At 35.7% G+C, this 23,059-nt stretch carries 22 protein-coding genes; 10 read left to right on the top strand and 12 right to left on the bottom strand.

Going from position 1 to position 23,059, the window contains the following annotated elements:
* Positions 1-59: 59 nt before the first annotated feature.
* Complete coding sequence (locus tag BUE84_RS19600; protein ID WP_079243151.1) at positions 60-950, top strand: hypothetical protein; 891 nt, start codon at positions 60-62, stop codon at positions 948-950.
* Positions 951-1,028: 78 nt separating this feature from the next.
* Here BUE84_RS19600 and gap read toward each other — a convergent pair whose 3' ends face one another.
* From gap to BUE84_RS19580, 4 genes are all read right to left on the bottom strand, one after another.
* On the bottom strand, positions 1,029-2,033 hold the full coding sequence (gap, locus tag BUE84_RS19595; protein ID WP_034694859.1) for a type I glyceraldehyde-3-phosphate dehydrogenase: 1,005 nt from the start codon (positions 2,031-2,033) through the stop codon (positions 1,029-1,031).
* A 32-nt stretch (positions 2,034-2,065) separates the two neighbouring features.
* A complete protein-coding gene (gene pfkA / locus BUE84_RS19590; protein ID WP_079243150.1) occupies positions 2,066-3,052 on the bottom strand; it encodes a 6-phosphofructokinase in 987 nt (328 codons plus the stop codon).
* A gap of 83 nt (positions 3,053-3,135) precedes the next feature.
* Positions 3,136-4,014 (bottom strand): DUF4846 domain-containing protein, encoded by an 879-nt coding sequence (locus tag BUE84_RS19585; RefSeq protein WP_079243149.1) that lies wholly within the window; start codon positions 4,012-4,014, stop codon positions 3,136-3,138.
* A gap of 82 nt (positions 4,015-4,096) precedes the next feature.
* Positions 4,097-4,438: a winged helix-turn-helix transcriptional regulator gene (locus BUE84_RS19580; RefSeq protein WP_079243148.1), complete on the bottom strand. Its 342-nt coding sequence runs from the start codon at positions 4,436-4,438 to the stop codon at positions 4,097-4,099.
* 94 nt (positions 4,439-4,532) lie between these two features.
* Here BUE84_RS19580 and BUE84_RS19575 point away from each other — a divergent pair, with 94 nt between their 5' ends.
* Positions 4,533-5,333, top strand: coding sequence for a DNA alkylation repair protein (locus tag BUE84_RS19575; RefSeq protein ID WP_079243147.1), 801 nt, complete (start codon positions 4,533-4,535; stop codon positions 5,331-5,333).
* Between the two features lie 324 nt (positions 5,334-5,657).
* Here the strand turns inward: BUE84_RS19575 and BUE84_RS19570 are convergent, their stop codons facing one another.
* Together BUE84_RS19570 and BUE84_RS19565 are read right to left on the bottom strand one after the other, a co-directional pair.
* Entirely contained in the window at positions 5,658-6,416 is a 759-nt protein-coding gene (locus BUE84_RS19570) for a TIGR03915 family putative DNA repair protein (protein ID WP_079243146.1), read from the bottom strand.
* 173 nt (positions 6,417-6,589) lie between these two features.
* Positions 6,590-7,849 carry a putative DNA modification/repair radical SAM protein gene (locus tag BUE84_RS19565; protein WP_079243145.1) on the bottom strand — a complete coding sequence of 420 codons (1,260 nt, stop codon included), beginning with the start codon at positions 7,847-7,849 and terminating at the stop codon, positions 6,590-6,592.
* 156 nt (positions 7,850-8,005) lie between these two features.
* Here BUE84_RS19565 and BUE84_RS19560 point away from each other — a divergent pair, with 156 nt between their 5' ends.
* The 5 genes from BUE84_RS19560 (at position 8,006) to sucC (ending at position 13,560) form a co-directional block, all read left to right on the top strand.
* Entirely contained in the window at positions 8,006-9,334 is a 1,329-nt protein-coding gene (locus BUE84_RS19560) for a hydroxymethylglutaryl-CoA reductase, degradative (RefSeq protein ID WP_079243144.1), read from the top strand.
* A gap of 166 nt (positions 9,335-9,500) precedes the next feature.
* Entirely contained in the window at positions 9,501-10,571 is a 1,071-nt protein-coding gene (locus tag BUE84_RS19555; protein WP_079243143.1) for a hypothetical protein, read from the top strand.
* A gap of 1 nt (position 10,572) precedes the next feature.
* Positions 10,573-10,959, top strand: a complete 387-nt coding sequence (locus tag BUE84_RS19550) for a DUF423 domain-containing protein (protein ID WP_034694871.1) — start codon at positions 10,573-10,575, stop codon at positions 10,957-10,959.
* Positions 10,960-10,961: 2 nt separating this feature from the next.
* Entirely contained in the window at positions 10,962-12,239 is a 1,278-nt protein-coding gene (locus BUE84_RS19545) for a chloride channel protein (RefSeq protein WP_079243142.1), read from the top strand.
* Between the two features lie 130 nt (positions 12,240-12,369).
* Positions 12,370-13,560, top strand: coding sequence for an ADP-forming succinate--CoA ligase subunit beta (sucC, locus tag BUE84_RS19540; protein WP_034694875.1), 1,191 nt, complete (start codon positions 12,370-12,372; stop codon positions 13,558-13,560).
* A 92-nt stretch (positions 13,561-13,652) separates the two neighbouring features.
* On the opposite strand, the gene BUE84_RS19535 is transcribed toward sucC, so the two are convergent.
* The gene (locus BUE84_RS19535; RefSeq protein ID WP_145953304.1) at positions 13,653-14,000 is read right to left on the bottom strand and encodes a hypothetical protein; all 348 of its coding nucleotides are present in this window, start codon (positions 13,998-14,000) and stop codon (positions 13,653-13,655) included.
* A gap of 58 nt (positions 14,001-14,058) precedes the next feature.
* Here BUE84_RS19535 and BUE84_RS24250 point away from each other — a divergent pair, with 58 nt between their 5' ends.
* Positions 14,059-14,253: a hypothetical protein gene (locus BUE84_RS24250; protein ID WP_145953303.1), complete on the top strand. Its 195-nt coding sequence runs from the start codon at positions 14,059-14,061 to the stop codon at positions 14,251-14,253.
* Between the two features lie 99 nt (positions 14,254-14,352).
* Here the strand turns inward: BUE84_RS24250 and BUE84_RS19530 are convergent, their stop codons facing one another.
* Positions 14,353-15,237 carry a mechanosensitive ion channel family protein gene (locus BUE84_RS19530; protein ID WP_079243140.1) on the bottom strand — a complete coding sequence of 295 codons (885 nt, stop codon included), beginning with the start codon at positions 15,235-15,237 and terminating at the stop codon, positions 14,353-14,355.
* Positions 15,238-15,331: 94 nt separating this feature from the next.
* Between BUE84_RS19530 and BUE84_RS19525 the strand changes: the two genes are divergently transcribed.
* Positions 15,332-15,967 (top strand): peroxiredoxin, encoded by a 636-nt coding sequence (locus BUE84_RS19525; protein ID WP_079243139.1) that lies wholly within the window; start codon positions 15,332-15,334, stop codon positions 15,965-15,967.
* 96 nt (positions 15,968-16,063) lie between these two features.
* Here the strand turns inward: BUE84_RS19525 and BUE84_RS19520 are convergent, their stop codons facing one another.
* From BUE84_RS19520 to BUE84_RS19510, 3 genes are all read right to left on the bottom strand, one after another.
* Complete coding sequence (locus BUE84_RS19520; RefSeq protein ID WP_034694879.1) at positions 16,064-16,654, bottom strand: hypothetical protein; 591 nt, start codon at positions 16,652-16,654, stop codon at positions 16,064-16,066.
* A gap of 264 nt (positions 16,655-16,918) precedes the next feature.
* Complete coding sequence (locus BUE84_RS19515; RefSeq protein WP_047435058.1) at positions 16,919-17,434, bottom strand: membrane protein; 516 nt, start codon at positions 17,432-17,434, stop codon at positions 16,919-16,921.
* 94 nt (positions 17,435-17,528) lie between these two features.
* Complete coding sequence (locus BUE84_RS19510) at positions 17,529-19,766, bottom strand: TonB-dependent siderophore receptor (RefSeq protein ID WP_079243138.1); 2,238 nt, start codon at positions 19,764-19,766, stop codon at positions 17,529-17,531.
* 181 nt (positions 19,767-19,947) lie between these two features.
* Between BUE84_RS19510 and BUE84_RS19505 the strand changes: the two genes are divergently transcribed.
* Positions 19,948-21,003 carry a Gfo/Idh/MocA family oxidoreductase gene (locus tag BUE84_RS19505; protein WP_079243137.1) on the top strand — a complete coding sequence of 352 codons (1,056 nt, stop codon included), beginning with the start codon at positions 19,948-19,950 and terminating at the stop codon, positions 21,001-21,003.
* Positions 21,004-21,154: 151 nt separating this feature from the next.
* On the opposite strand, the gene BUE84_RS19500 is transcribed toward BUE84_RS19505, so the two are convergent.
* Complete coding sequence (locus BUE84_RS19500) at positions 21,155-23,047, bottom strand: ABC-F family ATP-binding cassette domain-containing protein (RefSeq protein ID WP_079243136.1); 1,893 nt, start codon at positions 23,045-23,047, stop codon at positions 21,155-21,157.
* Positions 23,048-23,059 lie beyond the last annotated feature (12 nt).

Below are 23,059 nucleotides of genomic sequence, written 5' to 3'. Positions count from 1 at the left end.
CGGGTAATTTACTTGTGTTTATATAATTTGAAACTTTGTGTAAAACAAAACTAATAACCATGAAAACTTATTTATTACTACTATTTCTGCTTGGGTATGTGGGAATGGTTTTTGGACAAGAAAATTTTAATGTAAGATATCGCATCTATGATAAATTAGGTGATTATACTCTAAAAAAGAATATAAAAACGAGTTTTGAAAGTTTATCTGAGGAAGAAAAACGCAAAATAAAGGAAAAATATAAGTTCGGAGATAAAATATCTGTTGAAGATAAAGTTATTATTGACGGAAAAGAAATAAAAGTGATAAGAGAGATTACTATTGATGAAAAATTCTTTCGGGAGTATCAGGTTGATGAGGTTGTCGATGCAAATATGGGAAGTATGGAATGTGGAAATGTGAAAGTTGAGAAGAATAAATTGCTTGTTAATCTGCTGTTGAAAGATGGAAAGAGTAGCCCAGTCTATTTTTATGAATTGCAAAACAGGAAGAGCCCTGTTTTATACTTTACTTCTATGACCTTGAATGCTTTAACAATACCTATTAAATATCGATTTAGAGGTAAGAATGGACTTGATGAAGAGTTTTCGACAGGAATTAATGGTAATCTATTCTGGGGTATATATTCATATGGAGGAACAACATTTTTCTACAAGGACGAAATTGAAACCAAAGAGAATACATGGCGGATTACCGGAGGATTGTTGGTAGGAGCATCTTCTGTTAAGCTTAATAAATCAAATACAAACCTTGCGGATCGACCGATTACAGATGATACTGAAATTACTAAGGGACTAGGATCCGTTGCTTTGGGAATTACTTTTATGTATAATAGTATCAACATCGGAGTATTTTTAGGCGTTGATTATGCTATCGGAAAGGATGCTTCCATGTGGAACCATAATAAAAAACCTTGGCTAGGTGCTGGCTTTGGGTATAAAATATTTTAAATTTTATAAAAGTTAATACCTAATAAAAAGAAACCTTCCCATCGGGAAGGTTTTATATTACTAATTGCTTATCGTTTATTATAAAGAAGCAGCGTGTACAAGCATATCTACTAACTTGTTTGAGTAACCCATTTCGTTGTCATACCAAGAAACAAGTTTCACGAAGTTAGGAGAAAGCATGATACCAGCATCTTTGTCGAAGATAGATGTTCTCTTATCTCCTACGAAGTCTTGAGATACTACAGCCTCTTCAGTATATCCTAGGATACCTTTCAATTCACCTTCAGAAGCAGCTTTGATTACTGAACAGATTTCTTCATAAGAAGCAGCCTTTTCAATTCTCACAGTTAAATCTACTACAGAAACGTCAACAGTTGGTACTCTGAAAGACATACCTGTTAATTTTCCGTTTAGTGAAGGGATTACTTTTCCTACCGCTTTAGCAGCACCTGTAGAAGAAGGGATGATGTTGTTTAGAGCAGCTCTACCACCTCTCCAGTCTTTCATTGAAGGACCGTCAACAGTTTTCTGAGTAGCTGTTGTAGCGTGTACAGTTGTCATTAAACCTTCTACGATTCCGAAGTTATCGTGGATTACTTTAGCTAAAGGAGCTAAACAGTTTGTAGTACAAGAAGCGTTTGATAAAATTTTGATATCATCAGTAAGTTCCTTGTGGTTTACACCCATTACGAACATTGGAGTATCATCTTTAGAAGGAGCAGAAAGGATTACTTTCTTAGCACCTGCAGTAATATGTTTTGCAGCGCTTTCTTTATCTAAGAATAAACCAGTAGATTCTACTACGTAATCTGCACCAATTTCATTCCACTTTAGGTTGCTTGGATCTTTTTCAGCAGTTACTCTGATTCTTTTCCCGTTTACTACAAGATCATTTCCTTCTACAGAAACTTCACCTGGGAAAATACCGTGTACAGAGTCATATTTTAACATGTAAGCCATGTATTCTGCATTGATTAGGTCATTGATTCCTACAACTTCAATGTTGTCTCTTTCAGTCATTGCTCTGAAAACAAGACGTCCAATTCTACCAAAACCGTTGATACCTACTTTAATTGTTGACATAATAGTTTGTTTTTATTAGATTATAAAAATAATTAGATTGCTAAAATTTCTGAAATCAGTAAAAGATCTTTATTGATTTCGTTATGTTTTTTAATGGCTTCTTCTATCGGTGTATACGTCAAATCATTGGAACGCATTCCTGCCATTACATTGGTTTGTCCTTCCATGAGTCCTGTTACAGCACCGTATCCCAGTCTGCTGGCCAACACTCTGTCTGCACAGCTTGGAGAACCTCCTCTCTGCATATGTCCCAAAATCGCTACACGAATATCATAATCAGGGAATGTCTGCTTGGTTTTTTCAGCAAGTTCGTAAACGTTGGCTAATTTTTCACCTTCTGCTACCACTACAATACTGGATGATTTCCCTGTTTTTTCAGCATTTCTGAATTTTATGAAAAGTTCATCAATACTGTCTTTTTTCTCAGGAATCAAAATGTCCAAAGCACCGGCAGCCAATCCACTGTTTAAAGCAATAAAACCAGCATCACGCCCCATCACTTCTACAAAGAAAACTCTGTTGTGGGAAGTGGCCGTGTCACGGATTTTATCAATGGCATCCATGGCAGTATTCAAGGCAGTGTCGTAACCGATGGTATTATCTGTACCGAAAATATCGTTGTCAATAGTTCCCGGGATACCGATTACTCTGATTCCAAATTCTTCATTAAAGATTTTTGCACCGGTGAAAGTTCCGTCTCCACCAATACAAACCAATCCGTCTATTCCAAGCTTTATGCAATTGTCATAAGCTTTCTGACGGCCTTCTTTCGTTCTGAACTCAGCGGATCTGGCAGATTTTAGAATCGTTCCACCCTGGTTGATTATATTTTTTACGGAACGGGCTCCCATTTTCAGGAAATCATTGTTGATAAGGCCGTTGTAGCCTTCTCTCACTCCGTAGCATTCGATATTATAGTAATTGGCGGTTCTTACTACCGCTCTTAATGCCGCATTCATACCCGGAGAGTCACCCCCTGAAGTAAGAACTGCAATCTTTTTTACAGCACTCTCTTTCATCAAGTAAAAAATTTCGAACACAAATTTACAAAAACAAGTTCAGATTATCGTAGTAACTTTCCAATAGTTTTGAATATAAATTATTAAAAGCTTCTGAAGTTTGTAGGTTTAAAAAAATATCGTGCAGTTTTTGTTTCCTGAGCATCGATATCCAGGTCATACCAGGGCGTAAAATAGGGATTAAACGGATTAGAAAGCACATGAACCGACTGAGCTGGGGTAAATCCTTCACCTAATAAATACAATCTTTCCCCTTTTTGATTTTTGCAAACTCCGGTAACGAAAACAATATGTCCGGGACTGCCTGGTGTGATCAGAATATCTCCCGTTTTCAGATCAGAATTTTGTGTAACAGGCTTTGTTTCTTTGTTTAATGAAATTGTTCCTGAGTAATTGAAAATAAGATCCAGGTAATTTCTGAAACTCCCATAAGAATCATCAAAAGCTGCTGTTTTTCTAAAGCTGACCGAATTTCCGCTGACAAAAGCCCTTGTTCCGTTCTTATAATCGTTCCAGCTAAGAAGATCACCACTGGTAAAATGAAACTTGATTTCGTCAAATTTTTTTGCCTTATAAAGATATTCAGCTCTCATACGGATTGCCGCATCAGCACATTGCTGGAGATCTTTATTTCCGGTATCAATATCAAAAACAGCCTCATGAAGATGCTGGGTAGAAATAGGAGTACCGTCATATTTTAAAATTGGACTGTCATAAGGTTTCAGTTTAAAATTTTCAATAAAATATCCGTAAGAATCTGGTTTTTCGTCAATCCACTCATATCCTTCCGGTGGAGAAAATCTTTCCCGGATGGTATTTTTATCCTTATGAATCTTTAGAGAATTTTCAGCAATTAAATGTTCGTTATGATCTGGTTCAGCCAGTAAACGGTCTGACAGTTTTTCTTTTGTACAGCCTGTGAGAAAGAGAAATGCTGTAATTCCTGTGATAATTTTTTTCATGCGTTTTTAGTTGATACAAAGATCATTTTTTTAGATATCTGGCAATTAAGGATTCTGAAAATATGAAGATTTGAAACCTCCTTTACACCTTTTCTTTTTCCGGAATTAAAAGTTTTCCCCAATCATTCAGCTGCCAGAGTATTTTTACTAATTTTTCTCCCAGTTCCGTAAGTGTGTATTCAACCCTTGGAGGAAGTTCATTAAAAGATTGCTTTGTTAAAATACCATCTTCCACCATTTCACTCAGTTGCTGATTAAGAACTCTTCGGTCCACTTTTGCAATACCACGCAAAAATTCACTGGGACGCTTTTTCCCTTCATTAATCTGCCAGACAATAGGAATTTTCCATTTTCCACTGATGGTATTGACTGCAACTTCCAATGGACAAATTTTATTTTCTTCAGCTCTTTCCTTTGTTTCCATAAAATTGACTTTTTTATCCCTATGGGGGAAAAATATGCGGTATTGTTTTTCTCCGCCCACTTTCAGACTTTTGTAAAGATAATCATTAAATAGTATGACAGAAAAACGAAAAGGAGCCCGCTCCATCAAAGATATTCCACCAGATATATTGGAACAGCTGAACAGAGGAGAAATTGAAACCGCTAATCTTACAGAATGGCTGGCCGTAGATCAAAGGTTGTTGCTGGAAAATCTGCTTTTACAAAATGATCGTAAAGAATATCTAATCCCTGTTTTAGAAAATGTAAACCAGCTGAAGAAACAAACTGTCAATACTATTAATGAAACAATTGGTGTTGGGCTTCTTAATCTTGCTGTGAAAAATAAAGATGATCAATTTCTATTAAAATTATCTGTTCATCCGGCAGATTTGGTACGTTGCTGGGCAGCTTATACCATTGGACGAAACCATGATTTAAAATTGAAAGAAAAGTTAGATAAAATTCAATCTTTTGCTTCTGACTCTCATTTTGGAGTGAGAGAAATCTGCTGGATGGCGGTACGCCCGGATATTTCCAGAAACCTGGACGAAAGTTTATCTATATTATCAAAGTGGACAACACATGACAATGAGAACGTAAGACGCTTTGCCAGTGAATCCACAAGACCAAGAGGTGTTTGGTGCGAACATATTGATACTTTAAAACAAAATCCGGGGCTTGGACTGGAAATACTGGAATCTTTACGATCTGATTCCTCCAGATATGTACAAGACAGCGTTGGCAACTGGCTGAATGATGCCAGCAAATCACAACCCGAATTTGTAGTGGAAATCTGTGACGAATGGCTTCGGGAAAGTCCCACAAAAGAAACGCAGTATATCGTCAAAAAAGCATTGCGAACGATTAAAAAGTAAAAGTTATCCACAAATTTGAAATGTTGATTTCAATTCTTGTTGTATAAATAACAGGTTTTCATCTATTTATATAAGATTTTCATATTCCTTATTCTTTTAGAAATGCCTTAATCTGCTTAGTTTTTAAGGAAAAAACTGTTTTGAAATATTTTCAATGTTAACGGTATGTTAACTGAAAAAAGTTATCCACAATATGAGTTTTCAAATAATGTGAATTATATCTGTCACAAAATTAATAGGTTAAATGATCTTCTTCAAAAAAGAGTTTGAAATTATCTCTTTTTTCGCTGAAATAAAAAGTTATCCACAATATGGAATTTCAGGCTACCATTTTTCAGTCAGATACTTCCAATATCTTTTCGGAACATGCTGAATATGGAGTTTCATATTTTTTCTTTCCACAATATTTGTTTTTGTGAAATACCTCTGCCAGAGAACCTGATAGCTTTTTTCATCATCATGGAATTTTTGCTGGTAATTATTGAGATCAATTTTTTCATCAGGATAGAAAAACTCACAATCGTTCAGATCATACAGAATTCCATAGTTTCTTCGAAGATCATAGATCATCCATTTCTGATCCTGATAGCGGTCATGAAAATGTTTTCTGATTAAAGGAAGAACATTGAAATCGGGATCTGTTTTGGAGAAGAAAACACCATCCTGCATTTTTTCAAAGCGGACAAATGCGGTCATTCTATGTCTTTCCCTGTCTACGGATTTCCCGATTTTAGAGATTTTCAAAATATCAGAATCAGCAAAATTTTCAAGAATATTAGCTTCCGGATGTTTTATAGACTGTTTTACAGCAGATAAGATGAGGTTTTCCAGCTCCGGTTCTTCAGATAAAAAAACTTTTAAAAGTTTGTAAACACCCTGTTTTCCGATATTCTGTTCCAGTTTATTCAGTACTCTTTCAGATTTTTCTGTCTGGGTAATAACTTCATGGATCTCCGCAAAAATATTTTCCTGGTGAAATCTTTCTCTACTTGTGATCTCTACATCTTTATAACGGTATTCGAAAACTTCAAATATCGCAGTGAAAAGTCCTTCGAAGCTGCCATCGTAGAGTAGGGTTGTCATGTATTTAATTTAAAATTTATTTGTGTTTGTCATTCTGAATGAAATAAAGTGAAATGAAGAATCTGGTTAATTGAAGAGATTCTTCCTTCGTCAGAATGACAAATGTGCTGTTAGATCGAAGTAATAAATTAGTGGCCATTTGTGAACATATTCGTGTGACTTGTGTTTAAAAATCAAAATAAAGTCAGCTGTTGTGAAAACTGGTTATGGAATTTGGATGAACTTCCCCCTATCAGCAGCTTTCTGAAGTTTTTATCTGTTAAATATCTTAGGTAAGCATTTCCTGCATTAAAATCAATGAAGTATTTTGCCCGATTCACAGCCGCACCCAGTTTTTTCAAATGATCCATGGTTAAAATCTGAAAACGTCTGGCACTGACAATTTTCTGAGCCGTTTTTACTCCAATTCCCGGAATTCTTAAAATCAACTGATATTCTGCAGTTTGAAGATTAATGGGAAACTGATCGAGATTTCGCAACGCCCAGCTTAATTTCGGATCTACTTCCAGATCGAGGAAAGGAACACGAGGATCTAAAATTTCTTCTGCTTTAAAACCGTAAAATCTCATCAGCCAATCCGACTGATACAAACGGTTTTCCCGAAGCATAGGAACTTCCGTCGTTAAAGAAGGCAGTCTCTGATCTTCCAACACCGGAACATATCCGGAGTAGTAGACTCTTTTCAAATTAAAGTTTTTATAAAAATGATCAGCAACTTTAATGATCTGCAGGTCGTTTTCATTGGTTGCTCCCACAATCATCTGTGTAGATTGTCCTGCCGGAGCAAACTTGGGAACTTTTTTCAGAACTTTCTTTTCATCCTTATATTGAATAATTCCTTTTTGGATATACCGCATCGGACTGATCATATCCTGTCTGTTTTTTTCAGGGGCCAGCAATTTTAATCCGCTTTCTGTAGGAATTTCGATATTTACGGATAACCGGTCTGCATACAACGCAGCTTCCTGCATCAGATCATCACTTGCCCCGGGAATAGATTTCAAATGAATATACCCGTTAAAGTTTTCTTCCAGACGTAACTTTTTGGCAACTCTTACAAGCCTTTCCATCGTAGTATCGGCGTTTTTGAAAATTCCTGAACTCAGAAATAACCCTTCAATATAATTCCTTCGATAAAAATTGATGGTAAGATCTACCACTTCTTCTACCGTAAATGCTGCTCTTTTGATATCATTGGAACTTCTGGAAACACAGTAAGCACAATCATAAATACAATGATTAGTCAATAAAATTTTAAGCAAAGAAACACATCTGCCGTCTTCTGTATAGGTATGACAAATCCCGCTTGCGGAACTGTCTCCTAAAGCTCCTTTTTTATTTTTTCTCGTGCCTCCGCTTGATGAACAGGAAACATCATATTTCGCTGCATCAGCAAGGATTTCAAGCTTTTCTTTAAGTCGGTCAAAATTCATATTTTAAAACAATTGATCTGTTTTGTATCAAAAAAGTATTTTAATTTTGTTCAAATTTAGTTCCAAAATTGATAAAAGTCAATCTTTTTTCATAGAAGTTATCAACAAAAAAGAGTCTCAAAATCATTATATTTACGGCTCATTAAAGTTTATATCATGAATCATAAACCAATCGAAGGTTTTTCCAAGCTTCCAAAGCAGGGGAAAATCGAATGGCTCGTAAACGAATATCTTGAAGGAAACCAGGAATATCAAAATATATTAAAACAGTATTGGAACGATGATGCAGATCTTCAGAAACTTCATGAAGAGTTTTCTGAAAATACCATCTCCAATTTTTATATGCCGTACGGAATTGCTCCGAACTTTTTAATCGATGGAAAACTATTGGCTCTTCCAATGGCTGTTGAAGAAAGTTCAGTAGTAGCTGCTGCTTCCAAAGCTGCCAAATTCTGGATCGACAAAGGGGGATTTAAAACAACCATTATCAATACAGAAAAGTTGGGACATACCCACTTTATTTTTAATGTAGAACCTCACAAATTATTACATTTCTTTAATTTCAGTTTAAAGAAAAAATTATTCGAAACAACGGAAGATATTACATCCAACATGAGAAAACGTGGTGGAGGTATTTTAAATATCAGCCTGGTGGATAAAACAGCAGAAATGCCGAATTATTACCAGCTTAAAGCAAGCTTTGATACTGTGGATTCAATGGGAGCGAACTTTATCAATTCTTGTCTTGAGCAGTTTGGAAAAACATTGAGGCAGGAAGTTGCTACCAGCGAAGATTTTACTCAGGAAGAAAAGAATTCACTACAAATTGTAATGAATATTCTTTCCAACTTTACCCCTGACTGTATCGTAAGAGCTGAGGTTTCATGTAAAATGGAAGATTTAAAAGACGACAGTGGAATTTCTCCTGAAGAATTTGCCGCTAAATTCAAACAGGCTGTTACCATTGCAGAAATTGAACCTTACCGCGCAACCACTCATAATAAAGGAGTAATGAACGGAGTAGATGCTGTTGTAATCGCTACCGGAAATGATTTCCGAGCTACAGAAGCCTGTGCACATGCATATGCTGCAAGGGACGGACAATACAGATCTTTGACTCACTGTACAACAGATAACGGTGTTTTCAGATTCTGGATTGATCTTCCTATTTCTGTAGGAGTCGTAGGAGGGCTTACGAACCTTCACCCTCTGGTAAAATTCTCTCTGGCACTTCTTGGAAAACCTTCTGCTCAGGAGTTGATGAGTATTCTTGCCGTTTCTGGCCTTGCACAAAACTTTGGTGCTTTACGTTCTCTGGTAACCACAGGAATTCAGAAAGGACATATGAAAATGCACTTATTGAATATTCTGAACCAATTGGGAGCTACCGAAGAAGAAAAGCAGCACTTTGTAACGTATTTTAAAGATAAGACGGTGAGCCACCATGAGGTGATCAACGAGTTTAACAGAATGAGAGGAAACTAATGTTACAGATCATTTTGCCCATTATATTCCTTATTTTTGGATTTTTTCTGAAGAAAACAAACCATGAAGGTTTTAGAAGCTCCAAGAGATTTGCCAATATGTTTATCATACTGGGGATTTCTACATTGGTGGCCAAGTTCATTTTAATGTACTTAAAATCAAAATAGTGAAAAAGGGTATTGTATTTTTCTTACTGATTTCCGGATTAAGTTTTTCACAACAGCAAAAAGTGAAAATAAGTAATCTGCAGCCGAAAACTGAAGATACCGTTTTTCCGGTTGTTTCTTATTATGAAAATCCTCGGGTAGAAAATAAAATCAATACATTTTTGCAGGTGGATCAGCTGGAATATGTCCCCGGATCTGGTGGTAATCCTTTTAAACTGGCTTCTACAGCAACCAATTCCTATTCCAACTATCTTTATTTTTATAGTTGGGATAAGATTGAAACTCCCAAGAATATTCTGAGTATTGCCATAGATGGTGAAGCTTCAGGTGCTTATCCGGAAGGTTTTTTGATCTGGAAGAATTTTGATTTGAGAACAGGAAACTTTATCAATGCCAAAGATTTATTTCAACCCAGCTCAGTGAAGACTGTTGAGGGGATTATTCAGAAAAGAGTAAAGAAAAGGATTTCTGATTTTCTTGTTACACTGAAATCTGAGAAAAATCCTGAAGAGGAGACTCAGGATCAGATTGCTATGTATGAAGACTGTTTTACGGAACATACTTTAGAAGGGATCAGGTATTTCTTTGGAAAAGATAAACTGACTTTTGTTGCCGGAAGATGTTCTAATCATGCCATGAGAGCTTTGGATGAGCTTGGAAGTCATGAAATAGAATTTTCCTACAAAGAGCTGGAAAAACATTGGAGTCCTTACGCGAAAAATTTAATTTCCGGATCTGAAAAAACAGAGATAACCAGTCTTACTAATAAATTGTATAAGGGAAAGATCGATGGAAAGTATTCCATTACTGTTTTGATCAGTGAAGTATATGACGATGGTTCTTTTTCTGCAAAATACTGGTATGATAAAAATAAAAAGCTGATTGAGTGGAACGGAAAGATAAAAGGTAATCATATCTCCATTATAGAAAACGATTATTACAGCGAAGAAACCAACCAGTGGATTTTCAAAGCCTTGGTGGAAGCGGATCTGCAAGGCAGGAAAATTATGGGAACCTGGCAGGATTATAAAACAAAAAAATATTTAACCCTAGAATTAGACGAGTTATAAAATGAAAACAATTACTTTAGTTTTTGGAGCAGTTTACGGAATGGTTTCTGTAATCTTAGGTGCATTCGGAGCGCACGCTTTAAAGAAAATATTAGCTGTGGAAAGGCTGGAAAGTTTTGAAACAGGCGTAAGATATCAGATGTATGCAGCTTTTTTCCTGCTGATCATCGGATATATTTTAAAATTCGAAACATCTGCTGAGAAATGGACTTCCATTTTAATGATTGCAGGAACTCTTTTATTCTCAGTAAGCATCTACTTTCTGAGCATGCAGGATTATCTTGGGATGAATCTTAAATTCTTAGGCCCTATCACTCCGCTTGGAGGTCTGATGATGATCTTAAGCTGGGGAATGTTGATCTTATATTTTGCTAAAAACAGAATTTAAGAATGAAAATCAATAGAAGGAGACGGTTAATACGAACATTCAATCTCTTAGATCAACCTATCAGATTCAACCCGTTTGTGTTCAGCCGCACTTTTTTTATGTGGGCTGTTACAGGCCTTGTAGGCGGCATCATTGCCGGAGGATATTGGATTGTACTGGAACATTTCACAGAGTTCTTAGCCAAATTTCAGGGTTGGCAGGTCATTCCAACCATGGCAGTTTGCGGACTGCTGGCCGGACTGGTAATTCATTTTATCGGAGATCCGGGAGAAATTCATCTGATTGTTAATAATATCAGATTCAATAAAGGAAAACTGGAACCGAAGAATAATCCTTCGATGATCCTTTCTTCTCTTTTCTGTGTAGCATCAGGAGGAAGTTTAGGTCCTGAAGCTCCTTTGGTACAGGTCACCGGATCTACAGGAACCTGGCTTGGAAAAATTTTCAGACTGAAAGGGGAAGAGTTGCGGTCTTTGAGCATTGCCGGTATGGCTTCCGGTTTTACAGCGTTATTCGGTGCTCCGCTTGGAGGAAGTCTTTTTTCTTTGGAAATTTTGCATCATAAACATGCGGTAGAATATTACAAAGCTATTATTCCGGCACTGGTAGCAAGTTGTTTCAGTTACCTGATGTTTGCTTTGATTATCCATTTGGGAATTGGAGCAACCTGGGATCTGAAAGCATATCATTATACCGGAGTGTATGATTTTCTTTATGCTACATTGTTCGGAATTGTAGGAACTCTTTTCGGATGGATCTTTATTTTTGTAGTCAAATTTTTCAAAAAGGTTTTTGAGTACAGAAAATTTCCGATTTACATTAAAACATTAGTAGGTGGGATTATTTTAGGAATCATTGCCTATAATTTTCCCATTACAAGATACTTTGGGCACAACGAGATCAATCAGCTGATCGGAGGAAACTTCGGACTGAATTTTTTAATTCTGATTCTTATTTTTAAAATATTGGCCATTGCCATTACGGTGACTTCCGGATGGAGAGGAGGATTTATCATTCCCTTGTTTTTTGTAGGAACAACATTAGGACTGATTATCCATAATTTGTTTCCAAATGTTGATACTACTTTAGCTATCGTAAGCTGTATGGCTGCAATCAATGCCTGTGTGACAAGGACACCGATGAGTACAACAATTATTTTGGGAACACTTACAGGATTTACCTATTTTGTACCTATTTTATTTGCCAGCCTTACCGGATATTTTTTGGCTCCAAAAATTCCGTTTATCGGATCTCAGTCTGAGAAATTGTCGGAAGAATAGGGGAAATAGAATGATATGTTAAAAATCAAGTCGATCAGACTTTAAATTTTAAGTCAATAAACTTGAACTTCCGTGTCTTTTTAGTAAATTTGTCAACCTTTAAATATTAAAATAAAATAATAAAAATAATATGAATCTTCACGAGTATCAATCAAAAGAGATTTTATCAAAGTATGGAGTAGCTATCCAACGTGGTTTCGTTGCAAACAACGTAGATGAAGCTGTAGCAGCTGCTGAAAAATTGACTGCTGAAACCGGAGCACAGGCTTGGGTTGTAAAAGCACAGATTCACGCAGGTGGTCGTGGTAAAGGTGGGGGTGTTAAGTTTTCTCCAAACATGGATAAACTTAAAGAAAACGCTCAGAATATCATCGGAATGCAGTTGGTAACTCCACAAACTTCTGCTGAAGGTAAAAAAGTACACTCTGTTTTGGTTGCAGAAGATGTTTATTATCCTGGAGAATCTGAAACTAAAGAATTTTATGTTTCTATTCTTTTAGATAGAGCTGAAGGAAAAAATACAATCGTATATTCTACTGAAGGTGGTATGGATATTGAGCACGTTGCAGAAGTAACTCCTCATTTGATCCACAACGAATTGATTGACCCGGCAATCGGTCTTCAAGGATTCCAGGCTAGAAAAATTGCTTTCAACCTAGGTCTTGAAGGTAATGCATTCAAAGAATTTGTGAAATTTATTTCATCTCTTTACAATGCATATACAGGAATTGATGCTTCTCTTTTCGAAATCAACCCTGTATTAAAAACTTCTGATAACAAGATTATCGCTGTAGATGCTAAAGTAACTTTAGATGACAACTCATTGTTCCGTCACAAAGACTTAGCTGAGCTTAGAGATACAAGAGAAGAAGATCCAATGGATGTAGAAGCTGGTGAAGCGGGGCTTAACTTCGTAAAACTAGATGGTAACGTTGCTTGTATGGTAAACGGAGCTGGTCTTGCAATGGCAACTATGGATATCATCAAATTATCAGGTGGTAACCCAGCAAACTTCCTTGACGTAGGGGGTACTGCAGATGCTCAGAGAGTACAGACTGCTTTCGGAATCATCTTAAGAGATCCAAACGTAAAAGCAATCTTGATCAACATCTTCGGAGGTATCGTAAGATGTGACAGAGTTGCTCAGGGTGTTGTAGATGCTTACAAAGCTATGGGTAGCCTTCCGGTTCCATTGATCGTAAGATTACAGGGAACTAACGCTGTAGAAGCTAAAAAATTAATTGACGAGTCTGGTCTTCCGGTACACTCTGCAATTACTTTAGAAGAAGCTGCAAACAAAGTAAAAGAAGTTTTAGCTTAATCTAAAATTTTCAGATAAATAAGAAAACCGTTTCATTTTTGGAACGGTTTTTTTGTTATTATTTTGAGTGGTAATCATTGAATTAACGGGATTTATTTCCTGAATTCTTCCAGCCGGTAAAGATCCAGAACATTGGGTGCAATTTTTAAATCCGGCCTGAAAATCAATATTCCTTTCACAAAATTTTTGAGTAACAAATTTCCATTGGTAATAACGGTGTCAATATTTAAATTGACAGTCTTTCGGGCAACTTTTTTTATTTCAGGCTCAAAGAAATAGATACATAAACCAGGAGCAGATTCATCATACTCTGTCAATAATACATCATATTTATCAGTTTCCGGATTGGGATGAAGCTCAGCATAGATTATGGAGTATACAATGTTCCGCTTGCAGTAATGGTGAATTCCTTTTTCATCAACAATAATATGAGTGGTCATATTTTTTTTGTTTTTCTGAAAGAGTATCCAGACACAAAAACATAGGATTGCTATAAAAATGGCAATGAGAATAATTTTTATTTCTCCTGAGATTTCTTTTGCATTAAATGCCAATATAGCCATTATGATAATGGATAAAGGAGTTATAATTAAAAACGCTATGCCAACCACCTTTATCAATAAAGAAAGCCTTTTTGAAGTTTTTGATTCAATAGGGTGGAATGAATTGGATTGTGATGGCATTGTTTTATAGATTAAGATCTTTACATAAAAATAAGAATTATAGGGTAATGGGCTGAATATAAAATGATACATGATCTAATTCGATCAGTAAGCCAGAATATAAAAACATTTATTTATCATGATTTTCTGGAGGAAGGGATTCCCCATTGGTAATGCTGATACTGGTTGGCGTTACCAACTGAACTTTATCCACATCAAAACGTTCTTTAATTCCTAAATAGGCCTTACTTCTTATTTGAGCAAGGTTGGCTCCTACTTTTATCCAGAATTTCACCTGCAGGTTAAATGCCCCTTGTTTAAGGTCTGTAAAGATTACCTCTATAGTATCTAACTTATCCACATTATCAAGGTTTTTAATCACATCAAGAATTCCTTTCTGTGCTTTGCTGATATCTTCATCAGCGGGAATTTCAAAATTTAAAATAATCCTGCGTTGTGGGGAAGCGGTAATATTATAAAACGGAGCATTGAAGACAACCTGATTGGGAATGTAGGCTTTCTTACCGTCATCCGTAAGAAGTTTTGTAGTTAAAAAACCTATTTCCTGTACCGTTCCGGAGTGGGCACCGATGGTAATATAATCACCTACTTTAAATGCTTTATCGATTCCGATCAGCATTCCTGAAAAAATACTCGAAACAAGGTCTTTCAGTGCTACCCCTGCAATAACTCCTGCAACTCCTAAACTTCCGATAAATTTCCAAAGAAAGTTACTGAACCCCATTATTTCAAGAGAAATAAATGTACCCATCAGCATGATCAGAAATCTGAATATGCTAATTAAAGTTACTAATGAACTTTCTTTTTGACTTTTCGGGAAAAATTTGTGAAATAATTTTACAGCTCCTTTGCTTAAATATTTACTGCTGATAAGAAAGAATGTAAATACTAAAATTCCGACAATCAGCTTTGGGGTAAGTGCTGCAAAAGTTACATACCAACTTTCCAATACCTTATAAACAACATCTACATACCTTAATCCGGTTTTCTCCATGGATAAAATTTTAGTTAAATATATAAATTTTCATCAAAAAATTTGCCAGTTCCAAAAAGTCTACTAAATTTGTAGACTACAAAGAGTAAACATTATGTCAATCAAATTAGGAGATACAGTACCCAACTTTCAGGCAGAGTCATCCGTAGGGGATATTAATTTTTATAATTATCTGGGAGATTCCTGGGGAATTCTGTTTTCGCATCCTGCAGATTATACGCCGGTATGCACTACAGAACTGGGATATACGGCAAAACTACAATCTGAGTTTGATGCCAGAAATACAAAAGTGATTGCTCTGAGTGTAGATGGAGTAGAGGATCATCAAAACTGGGTGAAAGATATTAATGAAACTCAGAATACCACTGTGAAGTTTCCCATTATTGCTGATAAAGACAGAAAAGTTTCTGAGCTGTATGATTTTATTCATCCCAATGCTTCCGCTACGGCTACTGTACGTTCTCTGTTGATTATTGATCCTTCCAAAAAAGTAAGACTGATTATTACCTATCCGGCCTCTACAGGAAGAAATTTTGATGAGATCCTTAGAGTGCTGGATTCTTTACAGCTGGTAGATAATTATAGGGTGGCTACTCCTGTTAACTGGGAAAATGGAGAAGATGTTATTATACCTCCTACCATTTCTACGGAAGAAGCCAGAGAAATTTTTCCAAAAGGGGTAACGGAAATAAAACCGTATTTAAGATATACCCCACAACCGAATACATGATTTATTTGATTTTTTATAGTTTAGTTTTAATTTGTACGAAAATCGCCCCGAAATTTAATTTCGGGGCGATTTCATTTTTTATAAGTATTTCAGTGATTACTTAACGTCGTTGATGATTTGTTTACCTTTAGAAGTTGGTAAATAAATGCTAAATCCTACATTGAAAGTTAAAGTAGAAGTTAATCCTTCGCTACCAAATCCTGCAACACCATTATATTTTACTAAACCTTCAACACCGATATTTGGTGTAATGAAGTATGAATAACCAGGACCTGCTCCAAAATCTAAACCTGTAGTAGAGTTAGATCCTTCAGTAGAAGTACCTCCAACACCTACATTACCTTCGAAGAACCATCTTCCATGGTGTAGTAAGTTATCTACTCCTTTTTCCCCTGGAGAAACATAATATCTTCCTAAAGCTCCAACTTTATATACAAAATTGGTAGGGGATCCATTTGTTACTTTATTAAATCCTAAATCTACATATCCTCCTACTGCTACATTGTCTTGAATAAAATAAGCTGCTTTTGGCTGTAGTGAAATATTATATCCACCGCCTGTATTTAAACCAAAATTACTGGCTACGATGCTACTTCCTACCATCCAATTACCTTTTTGAATCTGAGCGTTGGCAGTTGCTGTTAAGCCTGCTACGGCTAATATTCCTGTTAAAATAAGTTTTTTCATAATTTATTATTTTAATAATTAAATGTTTATTATTCACGAATTATAGAAAAAACAATAAATGTGCCAGACTCTTAATTTTAGGTAATTTCTCTAAAGAAACGTTAAGATTTTCAGGTAGATATAATTTATTTTTTTAACCTATTCACTCTATATATTATCATGATAAAGAAAATAAAATGAGTGATTTAAGAATAAAATGATAAAATCAGCTGGTATATCATTAATTATATAAAATGTTTATTTTTTTCTTCCGGTTCTGATTTTTTAAATAAATAAAAGAATCACGGAAATGATTAGTCCAGCAATAGTAAACTTGATTCCGCGTTTGAATGCTTTGGTCTTTGGATTAAACATCCAGAAACTTGAGATAACAAAAAAGAAAAGGGAAACTCCAAAGAATACACTTAGCGGAGAGATGGCGTCTTTGGATTGCGATTTGTGTAGAGAAACCATTTTATCCAATACGAAAGGCAGTTCCTTTTTAGTGTATTTAGCTTTTCCTGTGGCACTGTCATAAGTTCCCTGTTTAAAATAAAGAACACTTCCTTCCGTTTTTTCCACTTCCAGGCCTTTCATCTTCAGTTCTTTTTTTAATTCTTTCTCTGAAAGATTGGCTGCAATGTTTTTTTCATATTTCTTTTCGCTTTTCAGAAAGTCTGTGTCTCTGTACACCAGAAGAATTCCACTTAGGGAATATACAGCCATAATTCCGGCAAGAAAATATCCCAGATAACGGTGAGTAATTCTCATGAAACTTCTTGTGTCTTTAATCTTATCCATATCTTATTGTTTTGTTTTTGTTTAAAATTTCAAAAGTGGAAACTGCAAAAATGCAATTTCCACTTTTAATGAAAGAATTATTATATAAAGAATTCTAGAGTCTATATGTCAATGTGAAATAGTAATTTCTAGGAGTAATAGGATTCACTGAATAATTCTCGTGAACATTGTAGTTTTCGACATTAAACAGGTTACCCACTTTTCCTTGGATAGAGAATTTTTTCCACTCATATCCTACAGAAACCATTACGGTGGTGTAATCTTTTAAAGCAAATGATCTGCTGATCCCGTTTCTTGCACCCAATCCTGTAGAACCATTTTTTGTATCATTCCATCCTGCTAATCTGTCACCGATGAAATATGCACCTGCACCTATTTTAAGTCCTTTTGCATAACGCGTAAATTTATAAAATACAGAAGCGTTTGCTGTTGTAGCTGGTGTTCTAACTAATCTTTGTTTCTCAACATATCCAAAACCGTCTGGTGTATCGAGATATACAGAGTTGTTATAAGAGAATCCACCGATAATTGATAAATTTTCTGTTGGATTTCCTGTAATATCCAACTCAACACCACGGCTTCTCATTTTTCCTGCGAATTCTTTATAGAATGAATCTGAATTCGCCTGCCCATTTGCTAATTGAGGCGCGGTTTGATAATAATTATTGTAAACAATTTGATAGGCTGTCAGGTTTACAGCTAAAGCATTATTCCAGAAATTCTTTTTTACTCCTGCTTCATATTGATCAATTGTAGTAGGTTTTAACGCTTGTTCATAAATATCTTTTCCTGTATTCTGAGCAAAAGAGTTGGTATAGGTTGCAAATACGGAAAGGTTATCGTTTGGCATATATACTAAACCAGCTTTTGGTGAAAATGCTCTGTCAGATATTGCTGTATTTTTTTGATCAACATCTCCAAGGTCATTTGAAAATGTATTTTTAGTATTGGTCATTGTTTCCAAATAAGACCATCTTAAACCAGCAATTACTTTAAGTTGCTTGGTAAGGCTTATGAAATCCTGAATATATATACCCAATCTTTGTGTAGGGATTCTTGTTCTATCTTTTAAGGATGCGTCAGGCATTTTTCCACTAGCCCAAGTTGATGAATCATCTAAGTAAAGGTTATTATTAATGGTAGCTGTATTGCCGTTAGTCCCATAAACTGTTGGATTGGTGTAAGTATAGTTATTTTGAACACCATAGTCTCCATCAGTACCAATTAAAACCTTATGATTGATTTTTCCGGTATTGAACTCTCCATTAATATTAACTTGTAATGAAGTGTAATTTTGCTCGTTAAATGTTTTATTTAAAGGTCTTTGCCAGAAAAGACGGTTTGTGTTCTTTTCATATCCCCATTGCACTCTTTCAGTAGAGTAATAGTCTTTAGTATAGTTCTGATAAGAAGCTACAGCATTTAATGACCACTTATCAGTAAATTGGTGATTAAAAGTTACATTGGTAGAAACTTGTTCTACATTTTGATATTGCCAGTCCGCTCCTAAGAAAGCATTTTTAGGTAGAAGATCATTGATTTTATAACTTCCATCAGGATTGGTGATGGATCCAAGACCGAAATCAGGAGTGAAATTATTCTTAAGATAATCTGCTTCCACAATCAATTGCGATTTTGGACTTAAATTGAAAAGGAATGAAGGATTGAAATAGTATTTTTCTGATTCTACCACATCTCTGAAACTTTCTGCATATTCGTAAGCTCCATTTACTCTGAAAGCAATATTCTTTGATAAAGGGCCGTAAATATCAACAGTTGGTTTGTAAGAATTCCAGCTTCCGCCATTTAATCCGATACTTCCACCAAAATTGAATTTAGGTTTCTTTGTAATCATGTTGATGATACCACCTGCTGCTGCATTACCAAATAACATGGCATTTGCCCCTTTTAAAACTTCAACTCTTTCCAGACCACTTACTTCAGGAAAAACTCCACTGTTTACTCTTGTTCCGTTTTTGAAGATATTATCATTTCCTAAAATGAAACCACGTCCCCCGAAGCTGTCCTGAGAATTTCCTCTGGATGAAGTAACATACATTCCGTTTACATTCTGAAGAACATCACTCAGTTGCTTTGCCTGTTGCTGCTCAATGATTTCGTGAGTAACAATAGCAATGGGCTGAGGGTTTTCCATTACCGTCAGATTTGATTTTGTTGATAATGGCCTCGCCTGGTTAGGATTTCCTGTTTTGTGAAGATTAATATCCTCAATCGTCTGAGTTCTGATGGTGTCTGCTTCCGCATTTTTCATCTGAGAACTTGCTGAAACAGCGATCAATAGAAGACCTAAAGAAAGTAGTTGTCTTTTCATTTTATTTTTATGTAGAACAGTTTTAAATAAGGCGCAAATGTAAGTATTTGTTTAGAATAGATAAAAATAATTTTATGATTTAAATCATATTCTTAGAGTTGATGAGATGGATTATTTCTATAGCTCCTTTAGACCAAAGGATAGAGAAATTTTTATGAATATATTTGTTAAAAATTATAATATGCAATTGGTAAAAGCAGGGCTTTGTGCCTTTGGAATGAGTGGAAAAGTATTCCATGCTCCCTTCTTAAAAGAACATCCGGGATTTTTTATGTCTGCTGTGGTGGAAAGAAGCAAGGAAGAATCGAAGGAAAAGTATCCGGAAGCAACAATCTACCGCTCCGTGGAAGAAATGCTTCAGCATGCTGATGTAGAGCTGGTGATTATCAATACTCCGGTTCAGACCCATTATGAATATGCCAAAAAAGCACTGGAAGCAGGAAAAAATATTGTTGTGGAAAAACCCTTTACAGTAAATGTTTCTGAAGCAGAAGAGCTGGTACAGTTGGCAGAAGAAAAAGGATTGTTTTTAAGCGTATATCAAAACAGAAGATTCGACCGTGATTTTTTGCAAGTTCAAAAAGTTTTAACTGAAGGGAAATTAGGCAATATTAAAGAAGCAGAAATCCGCTTTGACAGATTCCGTACCACAGCTAGTGGAAAGCAGCATAAAGAAAGTCCTGATCAGGTGGGATCAGGATCACTTCACGATCTGGGAGCACATCTTGTAGATCAGGCAGTGCAGTATTTTGGATACCCAGAAAAATTGTTTGCAGATGTGTTTTCCATGAAAGGAACTGAGTTTGCTAACGATTATTTTGAAATTCTCTTATTCTATAAAGATAATCTGAGAGTGAGACTGAAATCGTCTGTTTTCAGTAAAGAAGGTCACTATGCTTATACAATTCATGGAAACAGAGGAACTTTCTTGCAGGAAAGAACCGATAATCAGGAAAATGAACTGGTAGCAGGCGCTATTCCTGAATATGGTAAAGAATGGACGCAGCCTTTAAAAGAGCCGGACGGAATTTTAAACTTTCTGAATGATGATTCCGAAACAGAAAGAATTCTTATCTCCAGTGAGGCCGGAAACTATATGAATTATTATCAGCAGATTTATGAACACATCGTTTTTGGATATGCTTTACCATCTCCCGGAAAAGAAGTTATTCAGAATATGAAAATCATAGATGCTTCTCTTGAAAGTGCAAAAGAAGAAAGAATAATTGAATTATAAATTATGAATGATGAATTATGAATGAGTCAGAGCGTTTTAGAGTTTGAGTGTAAACGAGTTGGAAACTGCTGATCACGACTGCTATCAACCTTGAACTTTAAACTTTGAACCTTGAATTCATTCATAATTCATAATTTTTAATTCATCATTATTAAAGAATTTCCTGAAGTTCCAGCCATCTCATTTCATGGTTCTCCAGTTTTTCTGAAACGCTTTCCAGTTCTGAAGAAAGTGTGGCTATCTTTTCGTAGTCAGCTTCGTTATTGAGCTTATCCAGAATTTTAGTACGCTGTTCTTCCAGTTCAGGAATTTCTTTTTCAATCGTTTCCAGTTCTCTTTGCTCTTTAAAAGTGAGTTTTCTTTTAGAATTCGAAGACTGAATATTCTCGGTTGAAGAAACAATTTCTTTTACAGGCTCAGGTTTTACCGCTGCATTTTTTTCTAATGCTTCTTCACGGCTCCTGGCTTCTCTGTATTCTGAGAAGTTCCCTACAAAGTCTCTGATTTTTCCGTTTCCTTCAAAAGCCAGTACATGATCTACAATTCTGTCCATGAAATACCTGTCGTGGGAAACGATAATCAAAGATCCCTGAAATTGCTGAAGGAAATTTTCTAAAACCGTCAATGTAGGAAGATCCAGGTCATTGGTAGGCTCATCAAAAATCAGGAAGTTAGGATTCTGATACAAGATATACATCAGGTGAAGTCTTCTTTTTTCACCACCTGAAAGTTTAGAGATAGGAGAATACTGCGTCTGATCGTCAAATAAGAACAATCTTAAGAACTGTGATGCAGATAAACTTTTTCCATTTGCCAAAGGATAAAATTCTGCAATTTCCTTGATAAAATCGATGACACGCTCATCTTCTTTATAAGTAAGACCTTTTTGTGAGAAATAACCGAAAGAAATAGTTTCTCCAGTTTCGATTTCTCCTTTATCAGCTTTTTCAAAACCTTGAATAATATTAAGCAGGGTAGATTTTCCTGCACCGTTCTTTCCAATGATTCCCACTTTTTCTCCACGTTGAAACTGGTAGCTGAAATCTTTTAATAAAACTTTAGGTCCAAAACTCTTATCAATATGTTTAAGTTCAAGAATTTTATTTCCCAAACGTTTCATTTCAAAATCCAGCTCAAGCCCGTCTTTTCTGGTATCGATTTTGGCTACCTTTTCAGTTTCATAGAAAGCATCAATTCTGCTTTTTGATTTTGTTGTTCTGGCTTTTGGCTGTCTTCGCATCCATTCCAGTTCCTTTCTGTAAAGGTTATTGGCCTTGTCAATTGTAGCATTAAGATTTTCCTCACGAATCATTTTGTTCTCAAGGTAAGTAGCATAAGAACCGTTATGAACATACAGATTCTGATCCTCCATTTCCCAGATAATGTCACAAACACTGTCAAGAAAATATCGGTCGTGGGTGACAAGCAATAAAGTAATTTTTGCTTTGTTCAGATAATTTTCAAGCCATTCTACCATATCCACATCAAGGTGGTTGGTAGGTTCGTCCATGATAAGAAGTGTATGTCTGTGCTCGGCTCTTGTTTCTGTTAAAAGTTTAGCCAACGCTACACGCTTGATCTGCCCTCCGGAAAGAGTGCCCATTTTAGCATCCAGATCAGTGATTTTAAGCTGGGAAAGAATCTGTTTCATTTCATTTTCCAGATCCCAGGCTTTATGAACTTCCATATCAGCCAATGCTTTCTCAATAAAATCATTGTCTGTAGAATGAAGCGATTTATGATAGTTTTTAAGGGCCAGGATAGGCTCAGAATCAAGGGTCATCATAAATTCCTCAATGCTCAGCTTAGGATTATAATCAATTTCCTGGTCAAATAATACTACCTGGATATCTTTGTTGATAATCACAGTTCCGCTGTCTGCAATTTCCTTACCCATTAATATTTTCAGAAGGGTAGATTTTCCACTTCCGTTTTTGGCAACAATAGCTATTTTATCTCCTTCATTAATATGAAAAGAAATGTCTTTAAACAAAACTTTGATGCCGTAAGATTTGGTAAGATTTTCTGCAGAAACGTAATTCATTGGGAATTAATA

It is taken from the genome of Chryseobacterium indologenes (genome assembly GCF_002025665.1).
In the GTDB taxonomy this organism is placed as follows: domain Bacteria; phylum Bacteroidota; class Bacteroidia; order Flavobacteriales; family Weeksellaceae; genus Chryseobacterium; species Chryseobacterium metallicongregator.
This window is presented reverse-complemented; position numbering and strand designations above follow the sequence as displayed.

Coding starts and splice junctions, on each gene's coding strand:
- gap (WP_034694859.1), bottom strand. CDS start 2,033: ATGTCAACAATTAAAGTAGGTATCAACGGTTTTGGTAGAATTGGACGT.
- BUE84_RS19575 (WP_079243147.1), top strand. CDS start 4,533: ATGACAGAAAAACGAAAAGGAGCCCGCTCCATCAAAGATATTCCACCA.
- BUE84_RS19585 (WP_079243149.1), bottom strand. CDS start 4,014: ATGAAAAAAATTATCACAGGAATTACAGCATTTCTCTTTCTCACAGGC.
- BUE84_RS19560 (WP_079243144.1), top strand. CDS start 8,006: ATGAATCATAAACCAATCGAAGGTTTTTCCAAGCTTCCAAAGCAGGGG.
- BUE84_RS24250 (WP_145953303.1), top strand. CDS start 14,059: ATGGCAATGAGAATAATTTTTATTTCTCCTGAGATTTCTTTTGCATTA.
- BUE84_RS19515 (WP_047435058.1), bottom strand. CDS start 17,434: ATGGATAAGATTAAAGACACAAGAAGTTTCATGAGAATTACTCACCGT.
- BUE84_RS19505 (WP_079243137.1), top strand. CDS start 19,948: ATGCAATTGGTAAAAGCAGGGCTTTGTGCCTTTGGAATGAGTGGAAAA.
- BUE84_RS19535 (WP_145953304.1), bottom strand. CDS start 14,000: ATGACCACTCATATTATTGTTGATGAAAAAGGAATTCACCATTACTGC.
- sucC (WP_034694875.1), top strand. CDS start 12,370: ATGAATCTTCACGAGTATCAATCAAAAGAGATTTTATCAAAGTATGGA.
- BUE84_RS19545 (WP_079243142.1), top strand. CDS start 10,962: ATGAAAATCAATAGAAGGAGACGGTTAATACGAACATTCAATCTCTTA.
- BUE84_RS19525 (WP_079243139.1), top strand. CDS start 15,332: ATGTCAATCAAATTAGGAGATACAGTACCCAACTTTCAGGCAGAGTCA.
- BUE84_RS19530 (WP_079243140.1), bottom strand. CDS start 15,237: ATGGAGAAAACCGGATTAAGGTATGTAGATGTTGTTTATAAGGTATTG.
- BUE84_RS19500 (WP_079243136.1), bottom strand. CDS start 23,047: ATGAATTACGTTTCTGCAGAAAATCTTACCAAATCTTACGGCATCAAA.
- BUE84_RS19520 (WP_034694879.1), bottom strand. CDS start 16,654: ATGAAAAAACTTATTTTAACAGGAATATTAGCCGTAGCAGGCTTAACA.
- BUE84_RS19510 (WP_079243138.1), bottom strand. CDS start 19,766: ATGAAAAGACAACTACTTTCTTTAGGTCTTCTATTGATCGCTGTTTCA.
- BUE84_RS19565 (WP_079243145.1), bottom strand. CDS start 7,849: ATGAATTTTGACCGACTTAAAGAAAAGCTTGAAATCCTTGCTGATGCA.
- pfkA (WP_079243150.1), bottom strand. CDS start 3,052: ATGAAAGAGAGTGCTGTAAAAAAGATTGCAGTTCTTACTTCAGGGGGT.
- BUE84_RS19600 (WP_079243151.1), top strand. CDS start 60: ATGAAAACTTATTTATTACTACTATTTCTGCTTGGGTATGTGGGAATG.
- BUE84_RS19550 (WP_034694871.1), top strand. CDS start 10,573: ATGAAAACAATTACTTTAGTTTTTGGAGCAGTTTACGGAATGGTTTCT.
- BUE84_RS19580 (WP_079243148.1), bottom strand. CDS start 4,438: ATGGAAACAAAGGAAAGAGCTGAAGAAAATAAAATTTGTCCATTGGAA.
- BUE84_RS19570 (WP_079243146.1), bottom strand. CDS start 6,416: ATGACAACCCTACTCTACGATGGCAGCTTCGAAGGACTTTTCACTGCG.